Annotated in this window: 4 protein-coding genes; all 4 read left to right on the plus strand. The window is 62.4% G+C overall.

Annotation, left to right across the window (positions count from 1 at the left end; genetic code table 11):
• The first annotated feature begins 108 nt into the window (after positions 1-108).
• On the plus strand, positions 109-606 hold the full coding sequence (locus A2J02_RS10125) for a MogA/MoaB family molybdenum cofactor biosynthesis protein (protein WP_037191958.1): 498 nt from the start codon (positions 109-111) through the stop codon (positions 604-606).
• An 8-nt stretch (positions 607-614) separates the two neighbouring features.
• Positions 615-818 carry a hypothetical protein gene (locus tag A2J02_RS10130; RefSeq protein ID WP_068049741.1) on the plus strand — a complete coding sequence of 68 codons (204 nt, stop codon included), beginning with the start codon at positions 615-617 and terminating at the stop codon, positions 816-818.
• 564 nt (positions 819-1,382) lie between these two features.
• The gene (locus A2J02_RS10135) at positions 1,383-2,159 is read left to right on the plus strand and encodes an MspA family porin (protein WP_068049743.1); all 777 of its coding nucleotides are present in this window, start codon (positions 1,383-1,385) and stop codon (positions 2,157-2,159) included.
• Positions 2,160-2,305: 146 nt separating this feature from the next.
• A partial coding sequence (locus A2J02_RS10140) for a hypothetical protein (RefSeq protein ID WP_068049745.1) occupies positions 2,306-2,630 on the plus strand: 325 nt, incomplete at its 3' end.

The following is a 2,630-nucleotide window of genomic DNA, read 5'->3' on the forward strand; positions in this document are numbered from 1 at the left end:
GTTCCCGGGCGGTCGCTGATGTTACGAGAACCAGGCAGGCACGGAACGGTTGCAACGATTTACGCACAGCGTGAGCCGGGTGGAGGCCTTACTACTACGGTGAGCGGTATGGAACTCGACGCACCACTGGCAGGGCGCGCGTTGGTCGTCATCGTGGACGACCGAACAGCGCACAGCACCGAGAAGGACTCGAAGGGCCCGCTCGTCACGGAACTGCTGACCGAGGCAGGTTTCCTCGTCGACGGTGTCGTCGCGGTGACGGCAGACGAGGTGGATGTGCGGAACGCACTCAACACCGCGGTGATCGGCGGTGTCGATCTGGTGGTCTCCATCGGTGGCACGGGTGTCTCGCCGCGCGATGTCACTCCCGACGTCACCGCGGAGGTGCTCGACCGCGAGATTCCGGGTATCAGCGAGGCACTGCGCTCGTCGGGACTGGCAGCCGGTTCGCTGGACGCCGGCCTGTCCCGTGGACTTGTCGGTGTATCCGGAAGCACGCTGGTGGTGAACCTGGCCTCGTCGCGGGCTGCGATTCGCGACGGAATGGCGACGCTGACGCCGCTGGCGAGTCAGGTCATCGCCGAGCTGTCCGGATTGGACGCATAGCGATACCGATGAGCGAAAAGCCGAACGACGATCGATCGGCCGAAGACGACGCGAGCCGGGCCCGAGCAGAACGGGCCCGGCTCGCTCGCATCTTCGGTGAAGTTCTGCCGGAGACGACCGGAGACGAGCGAAGCGACGGTGCGGGCACCGAATCCGGCGGCCGGTCCTCGGACGAATGGTTGAAGCAACAGCGACCACCTCATTACTTCTGATGTGATCCACGACACATTTTACGGTCCGGAATCACAGACTTGTTAGTCACTCGTTTACCTGTCGTTAGCGGCCGAGCGGGGCGTCGACTCCGTGTGCGGGGATGATTTTTGCCCGTTTCGATTGCTCGCAAGTGCGACGATTTGCCCGTATCGGTCAGGCTCAGATCACCGTCGGCCCATATCAGGGCAGTTTTACTCAGCGATCCCGTGTGTAACGGTTTGGCGTCATCGGGAGATGGTGTGACGCGGGTTACCACCAATTCGGGTGTGAAAGTTGTTCACGCCGCCGAAACACATCACGCGACAGCAACATTCCGCTCGCAACCGTAGGGATTGTCACGATCAGGCATCTCCTCTAATGTTCCCCTCAGCTTCCGACAACGAGGGCGTGGGACCGACCGGTACCGCGCCCTCAACCACGGGACTGCAGGATCGAGGATGTGGCCTTCACGGCTCCATCCGGCTCGGGCTCGTACGCATCGTTGCGTCCGATCTAGTTCGAGGGTGAAAGCCACAAGCTTCCCCGTGCGACACCGCGCTGGGACTGAACATGATGAGGAATAAATGACGGAGATCCAGAAGTCGCGGCGCAGCCGGGGACTCAAGTCCATGAGCGTTGCAGTTGCTGCCGGCGCTTCGGTAGTCGGCCTGGTGCTCGGTACCGGAACCGCTTCAGCCGCTGTCGACAGCTCCAACTCGATCGTCGACGCTGACGGCAACACCGTCACGGTGACGCTGTCCGACACCTTCATCAACGGTGTAGCTCCGCTCGACGGCAGCCCGCTCACCCGTGAGTGGTTCGCCAACGGTCGGGCAAGCTGGGACGTCCAGGGCCCCTCGGCGGACGACTTCGAGGGCACGATCAAGATCGGCTACCAGATCGGCTACCCGATGAGCCTCGACGGCGGCATCGATGTCGAGTGGGCTTCGCCCACCGCCAGCCTCGGCATCTCGAGCGGCAACTCTTCCACAGTCACTGGCACGATTCCGTTCGACGGAACCGGTCTTGACCTGGGCGACGGCATTGAACTCGAAGGCACCTCCGGCAGCGGCCTCGACATCGGCGTCGACCTGATTCCTCAGGCAACCGGCTTCATCAACCTTGGCACCGGCCCGGGTGTCGTGCAGTCCGAGAGCGCAGTTGCTGTCGTCGGTGAAGAGGCCGACCTCACTTCTTCCGAGGGCGACGCAGCTGGCACTACCGGTTCCATCCAGATCGCGAACCTGCACGGAACGGCAACCAAGATCCTTGGCAACGTCACCATCCGTCCGTACGTTTCGCTGACCAGCGCAACGGGTGACGTCGCTGTCACCTACGGTGTCCCGGTTCGCCTCAACTGATTTCCGAATCGGTTGTAGCCCGGTGATATCGCATCACCTGTTGTAAATCGAGACAAGTTTCAGGCCCGCACGGATCACTCCGTGCGGGCCTGAACTATGTTCGGCACACGGTAGTTCGACTTGTACAGAGAGGCACTGAAACAACGATGCACTCGAAAGCCCGTTTCACAGTTGCAGCCGCAGGGGCGATCCTCGCTCTCGGCCTCGCCGCCGGCTGCAGCAGCGACGAGTCCGCGGCGTCCGGCGAGAACACCGACGTCTGCACTACATTCGCCACCGACCACAACGCGTTCGTCGGTCTGGTTGCTGCGGGACCCGGATCAGCGGAAAATATCGACAGTTGGACTGCAGACAAACAAGCCGCTGTCGACAAACTGAGTGCGCTACCCGGCACGGCATCGGGTGATGTCGCCAGCGCGCTCACGACCTTCGTCGACGCGCTGCCTGCTGACACCCTGGAGCTCTCGACCA

The organism is Rhodococcus sp. EPR-147, from assembly GCF_001647185.1.
Classification (GTDB): domain Bacteria; phylum Actinomycetota; class Actinomycetes; order Mycobacteriales; family Mycobacteriaceae; genus Rhodococcoides.